We start from the raw sequence: 6615 nt of genomic DNA, 5'->3' as shown, positions 1-6615 counted from the left end.
AATATATGAAATAGGAACGACTGTAGGAAGTCACGTAGGACCAGGACTTGTTGGTGCTTGTTTCTGGGGAGAAGGAAAAACTATATAAGGATAGTCGCAAGATGCGACTTCCTTTTTTTATGAGGTAAATTATGAGATTAAGACACAAACCACACGCTATTCCACATATGCAAGAAAGCTCGTACATAATTTTTGATCCTGAAAATCATAAGGGCTCTTGGAAAGATATATTTAAAAATAAGAATGAAATAGAACTTGAAATAGGTGCAGGTAAGGGAGACTTTATTGTAAGTAAGGCAATCAATACGACTGATAAAAATTTCCTAGCTTTAGAAATGAATACAAATGCTTTTGTATCTGCATGTAAGAAAATAGAAGAAAACGATCTAAAAAATGTCTATGGGATTGTAGGTAAGGCAGAAGAACTAACAGATATGTTTGATGAAAATGAAATATCAAAGATTTACTTGAATTTTTCAACCCCATGGCCCAAAAAACGTCACAATAAAAGACGATTATCCCACGAGAATTTCCTAAAACTATATAAAGTCATTTGTAAAACTGGTGCCGAAATTGAGCTAAAGACAGACAATGAAGACTTTTTTGATGCAAGTGTCGCCTATATGGAAGATTTTGGCATGGAAATAATTGAGGTTGAGAGAAATTTAGCCGAGGAAGATTCTATAGTGACTGAGTATGAGAGGAAATTTAGGGATAGGAATATGCCTATATTCCACTTAATAGCAAAATTTAAATAGAATATTAGAAAAAATAAAGTAAAATTAGATAAAATAAATAATTAGGGAGAATAAATGAAAAAAGCTAAAAAAATGTTCTTTGGACTTTTGGCTCTTATAGTAATAATTTTTGCTTCATATTTTTTCGGTATGAAAAGCAAGTTATTTCATTCAGAAACAAAAGTTTCATCAGATATTATAAAAAATCAAATCCTATCGGTTAAGGAATTGACGACACTCAAGTACAAATACACAAACGTTGGGTCTTTTGAAAATCAACAAGAATTCTACGGTGTAAAATTGCCATTTACACAAAAGAAATTTATTATTTCTTATGATGGCCAGGTAAATGCTGGGATTAATCTTGAAGAAGCTCAGGTAAGCCTAAATGAAGATGATAAAAAAATCAATATCCAAATTCCACATGCAGAAATTTTAAACCACGTAATAGACGAAGATTCTCTAACTATTTTTGATGAGAAACACTCAATATTCAATCAACTAGAAGTGAAAGACTTTTCTGATTTCAGGAAAGATGAAATGAAAAAGGTTGAAAAAGACCTTGAAGAAAAGGGATTTTTACAAGAAGCTGACAAGAAGACTAAGGAAGCCATAGTAGAGATTCTTAAAATAAATCCACTATTAGAAGAATATACAATCGAATTTAATTAAAAAAACGCTCTTAGAATATAGATTCTAAGGGCATTTTTATTTGTATATCACAGTTAATCTTTTAAAGAAATAACTAGAATCCGAGATGCGCTACAAATTTTCCTATTGCATAACCAAACTTATAAACTAGAATGATGGTTATGAGAGATGCGAGTATAAAATAAGATGCTGGGTAATCTTTTTTATATTTTCTTATAAGATCCATAAATTTTCCTCCATCTATATTTTTCTGTTCTCGTATTTGCTTATATATCATTATAAGTTTATATGCTTAAATATCAACTTACATCACAAAGTTAACTTATAGATTAAGCTTACTAAGGGATAGAGGATTATTTGGTGGGTGATATATATTGGCATCGAATATCTACCGATTTTTCCTAGAAAATTTTCTTTTACATCAAAATTATAAAAGTTTTTCTCCTTTAAAAATTTCCCCAAAGAAAGACCTGCTAAAAAGGCAAAAAGCCATGGAATTAATGGGAAGTAGTCATTTGAATAAAAGTCAAATGACGGAAAGCCAAGTGGGAATAAATTTGCTTGGTAAAGCCTTTTTAAAAATTCATAATTATAAAAAAGTCCAGCTGGAATTTTATAGGAAAATGCAAAGGCAAATAGGAAAACTGGCCATAGTTTAGGGCTAATTAAATTTTGTATCAAACCAGCGATTATCATTGACAGACCTAGACCGTTTAAAACTCCCCAAATAATAAGTTGGTCTTTAGCAAAAAAATATGTGATTAAGGTAACTGCAAGGCCTATAAAACTTGTAATTAGACCTCTTTTGATATTTTTTTTAGGATTTAAAAAGCTAGAGGTGATTCCTGAAATGATAAAAAATGACATAGCAATTGACAGTTGCCAAATTTTATTAAAAACAGTCCCATCATAAAAATCCAAGGTCCAGTAATAGTTTATATTGTAAAATAAATGAAAGAGGACCATAGAAATTATGGTAAAACCCCTATATGTATCAATAATTTGTATTCTTTTCATAAAATCTCCTGCCTTTATTATAACATATGGTAAAATAAACTTATAAAGTTTCTGGAGGAAATATGAGAAATTTTGATGATTATTTAGATTATTTATATGGGAGGGGATCATCCGGAAAGGATCACAATCTTAAAAGTATTGCAAAAGTAATGGAAGCTCTTGACAACCCCCAAGATAAAATAAAAACTATTCATGTAGCTGGTACTAATGGTAAGGGATCTACTTCAATGATGCTTGCCAAGGCTCTTGGGAAAAAGGTTAAGTGTGGGATTTTTACTTCGCCATATATGGTTAGGATAAATGAAGAAATCTCTATAAATGGAGTAGACATTAGTGATGAAGATTTTTGTAATCTAATTGATAGAATTAAGCCTATTGCAGAAAAATGCGATGAAGAAGGCTATCATATAACTTATTTTGAATTTTTAACAGCTATGGTTTATCTTTATTTTTATGAACAAAAAGTAGATGTTGCTGTAATAGAAGTCGGTCTTGGCGGAACTCTTGATTCTACAAATATTATAAAAAGTCCGTTAGCTTCTGTAATTTGTTCTATATCTATGGATCATATGAATGTATTAGGTAATACTATAGAAGAAATCGCAGCAAACAAGGCAGGAATTATCAAAGCTAATCGACCAGTTTTTGTTTATCCGCAAACTAGTGAGGAAGCTTTTGAAGTAATCAAAGAAAAGGCTAAGAAAGAAAATTCTACCATCCATAGTTTTTGCAAAGATGATGTAAATGTAAGAGAAATTTCAAACAAGGGCAATACTTTTGATTTTAAGACCTACAAAAATGTTCATACTAATCTTAGGGGAAAACACCAAATCTATAATGCTAGCCTTGCTATAATGGTTTTAGACTACCTTAAGGATGAATTTAATTTGACCGAGGATGATATAAAAGATGGTATAAAAGAAACCTACAATCCTGGAAGGCTCGATTTGGTAAGCACAAATCCAAAAATTCTCCTTGATGGATCCCATAATAAGGAATCAATTGCTGCACTTTTAGGAAGTCTTAAACAATTTGATTATGATAGACTTATTGTAGGATTTTCTATTCTTAAAGATAAAGATCATAAGGAAATTATCAGGGATATAGCAAGTCTTGCTGACAAATTAATAATAACTTACATTGATGAAAATCCAAGAGCGCTTGATACCGAAGAAATTGCTAAAGAAGCAAGAGAATATGTTTCGGATATTCAAATAATTAATGATAATAAAAAAGCTTATGACCAATCCTTAAAAGAAGCTGGAGAAAAAGACCTTGTTTTGTGGTGCGGTTCGCTCTACTTAGTAGGTAAATTACTATCCTTTATTAAAAAATGAATTTGATATATAAATAATATATAAGTTAAAATCGTCTAAAGATAGTATCTCAAGACGATTTTTTACTTATTTAAATTTTTAACATATAGATAAAATTCTGAAGGCAAAATCTTTTTGCCATTTCTTTTTCTAATAGCTAAGACGAAAAGTTTTTCTCTTGCTCGGGTCATAGCTACATAAAATACTCTTCTTTCTTCTTCGAGGCTTTTTTCTGGATTTGACTCGTAGTCTATTATTGGAAATTCTTTATTATTCATATCAATAATAAAAACCCTGTCATATTCTAGTCCTTTGGACCTGTGAATAGTTTGAAGAAATAAATTTGCCTGAGGCATTAGTTTTATTTTTTTCTTTAAATTTAAAATTTTTACATCAAAATCTTCAATTGTATCTAGATTATTGGTAAAATTAACCAGACTTTCAACAAAAAGATTTTTATTAAGTACTTCTTCTCCAAACTTGTTGGCCTTTAGAGAAGCATATTCCATGTAGCCTAAATATTTGTAGATATATGAAATTTTCTTAGACAAGGGTAAACTTCTAATATGAACTAACTTTTTTTCAATCTCATAGAGGTGGTTTCTTTTATCATAGTCTAAGATTTCGTAAAAGAAGTCAAAGATATTCATGTTTAAGGGCTTACTAGCTAATTTTTCAATATCAGTTTTTTTAAGGTAGGTCTTTATCTTGTAATAAATATTTTCAAATAATCCTGTATCAGAAAAATTTTCTGAAAATTTGATTATATCAAAGAAATCATTTATAATCTGCGATTTGAAAAAATCTAAAAAATCTTCATTTATTTTAAAATCAATTCCATCTTCTAGGAGAAAACTCACCATATTGATAGCTGATATGTTATTTCTAAATAATATTGCATTAGTTTTATTAAAATCTAGATTATGTTTTATATACTTATATTGGTCATGAGAATTGTTTAGTTCTTTTATAATAATCTCTTGACCGTTTTCTTTATTACTTATGATCTCCTTACTATATCGAAATTTATTTTGTTTTATGAAGTTACCAGCGAGCAAGGCAATGTTTTTGCTAGACCTATGATTTTCATTCATGATAATTATTTCTGCATTAGGATAATGAGATTTAAAGTTAAGTAAATATCCTGGGTCAGCAGCCCTAAAAGAATAAATTGATTGGTCATCATCTGCAACAACCATAAAATTATTTTTCAAACCAACGATTTTTTTAAGGATTTCAAATTGAAGCAGTGATGTGTCTTGACCTTCATCAAGTTGGAAATAGTCATATTTCTTATGAATTGATCTTAATAGATTAGGATTTTCTTCAAGAAATCTTAGAGCTATTATTTGCATATCATCAAAGTCAATATAGTTATTTGACTTCTTGAAATGTTCATATTTATAATAGATTTTTTCGATATTTTTCATCCTAATGTTTTTTAGGTAGGATTCATCGAACATGGAGTTTTTCATGAAAGATGTTTCTGTAAAAAATGTCAACACATCTTCTCTTGATACTTTTTTATTATTGATTTCCTGATAGATACGTCTAACTAGGTCATATTTATTATAAGTATCGACAGATTCTAAAAGCCTTAGTTCTTTATTAAATTTTTTTAAGTAATTTCTTATAATTAGGTAGCAAAAGGCGTGGATGGTCATTATATTTGTATCAGAACCAACATAACGATTTTTCATATCTAAAGCTTGGGTTCTAGAAAAAGTTAGAGTTAAAATTTTTGCTGGATTGGTGATTTTACTTAGCTTATTAATTCTTTCTAGAAGCATGGTAGTCTTTCCGGCACCGGGAACTGCAAGGACTAGACAGGGCCCATCTACGAAATTTGCTGCCTTTTTTTGAATGTCAGTTAATATCATATTATCATGATACCATATATTTTTTTGAAAAATATGATAAAATAGATAGTAGGTATAGTATAATACAAGTAGTAGAATAAAAATATGGGGGAAAATATGCTTACAACACAATTTTTAAAATCAAGAACTTCAACCAGAGATTTCAAAGACATGGCTATTAAGCAAGCAGATTTAGAAAAAATCCAAAAAGTAATTGATGGTGAAATTATAAAATTAGGTAAGGATGACCTTGCTTTTATAGTTCAATCTGATGGAGAAAAGGTTTATAAAGCTTTAGACGGTAAGGCTGGTTATGGCGGAATAATGATTGATGCTCCTGCTTACTTAGCTTTAAATACTTTAAATGATAATCCTGCAAGCCTTGTTAAGGGTGCTTATGGTGTTGAAGAAATAATTACTGAACTTGACAAAATGGGCATAGGAAATTGTTGGATAACAGTAGGTGAAGTTGATGAGTCAATCAAAAAAGAGATTTTTGCATATGATAAGGGAGAGGTAAGACTTCTTCTAGCTATTGGTTATCCAGTTGATGAAACTGTTAGGGAACATAAATTTGACGATAGGAAAGGTATTGGGGAGTTTGTTTTTATAGATGAACTCGGTAAAAAAGCTACAAACGAAGACCTTGAACAAAGAGGCCTAGACGAAATATTTTCATATGCTAGATTTGCTCCATCAGCCTATAATGCCCAACCTTGGAGATTTGTTCTTGTAGATGATTTGATAAAACTTTATATAGAAGATTATAAGGGAAATGTAAACCTACTTGATGCTGGAATTATAATGTATTACCTAGATAAGCTTGGAGAATCTATTTCTATGGGCTCAAATTGGGAAATTCAACCAGAAATTAACGATGATAAGTACGTCTATATAGCAAGTAAACAACTATAAAACAAAGGGCGCCAAGGCGTCCTTTTTAGGAGAGTAAAATTTTGATTAGAATATACAATGAAACTTATTTTGAAAAAATGAGAAAGGCAGCTGAGGTTTTATGTCAAACCCACCTTGCCC

The 6615-nt window shown here is 30.1% G+C and carries 6 protein-coding genes; 4 read left to right on the top strand and 2 right to left on the bottom strand.

What is annotated here, in order from left to right; all coding sequences use genetic code 11:
* Positions 1 to 131 precede the first annotated feature (131 nt).
* Both trmB and RQ893_RS07165 read left to right on the top strand, forming a co-directional pair.
* Entirely contained in the window at positions 132 to 758 is a 627-nt protein-coding gene (gene trmB, locus RQ893_RS07170) for a tRNA (guanosine(46)-N7)-methyltransferase TrmB (protein WP_311482366.1), read from the top strand.
* 54 nt (positions 759 to 812) lie between these two features.
* Positions 813 to 1409 carry a DUF4230 domain-containing protein gene (locus RQ893_RS07165; RefSeq protein WP_311482365.1) on the top strand — a complete coding sequence of 199 codons (597 nt, stop codon included), beginning with the start codon at positions 813 to 815 and terminating at the stop codon, positions 1407 to 1409.
* 288 nt (positions 1410 to 1697) lie between these two features.
* Here the strand turns inward: RQ893_RS07165 and RQ893_RS07160 are convergent, their stop codons facing one another.
* Positions 1698 to 2405, bottom strand: coding sequence for a heparan-alpha-glucosaminide N-acetyltransferase (locus tag RQ893_RS07160; RefSeq protein ID WP_311482364.1), 708 nt, complete (start codon positions 2403 to 2405; stop codon positions 1698 to 1700).
* Between the two features lie 62 nt (positions 2406 to 2467).
* Between RQ893_RS07160 and RQ893_RS07155 the strand changes: the two genes are divergently transcribed.
* A complete protein-coding gene (locus RQ893_RS07155; protein ID WP_311482363.1) occupies positions 2468 to 3742 on the top strand; it encodes a folylpolyglutamate synthase/dihydrofolate synthase family protein in 1275 nt (424 codons plus the stop codon).
* A gap of 62 nt (positions 3743 to 3804) precedes the next feature.
* Here the strand turns inward: RQ893_RS07155 and RQ893_RS07150 are convergent, their stop codons facing one another.
* Positions 3805 to 5601, bottom strand: coding sequence for an ATP-dependent helicase (locus tag RQ893_RS07150; RefSeq protein ID WP_311482362.1), 1797 nt, complete (start codon positions 5599 to 5601; stop codon positions 3805 to 3807).
* 96 nt (positions 5602 to 5697) lie between these two features.
* Here RQ893_RS07150 and RQ893_RS07145 point away from each other — a divergent pair, with 96 nt between their 5' ends.
* Positions 5698 to 6495: a nitroreductase family protein gene (locus RQ893_RS07145; protein ID WP_311482361.1), complete on the top strand. Its 798-nt coding sequence runs from the start codon at positions 5698 to 5700 to the stop codon at positions 6493 to 6495.
* Positions 6496 to 6615 lie beyond the last annotated feature (120 nt).

It is taken from the genome of uncultured Anaerococcus sp. (genome assembly GCF_963510915.1).
Taxonomy (GTDB): domain Bacteria; phylum Bacillota; class Clostridia; order Tissierellales; family Peptoniphilaceae; genus Anaerococcus.
This window is presented reverse-complemented; position numbering and strand designations above follow the sequence as displayed.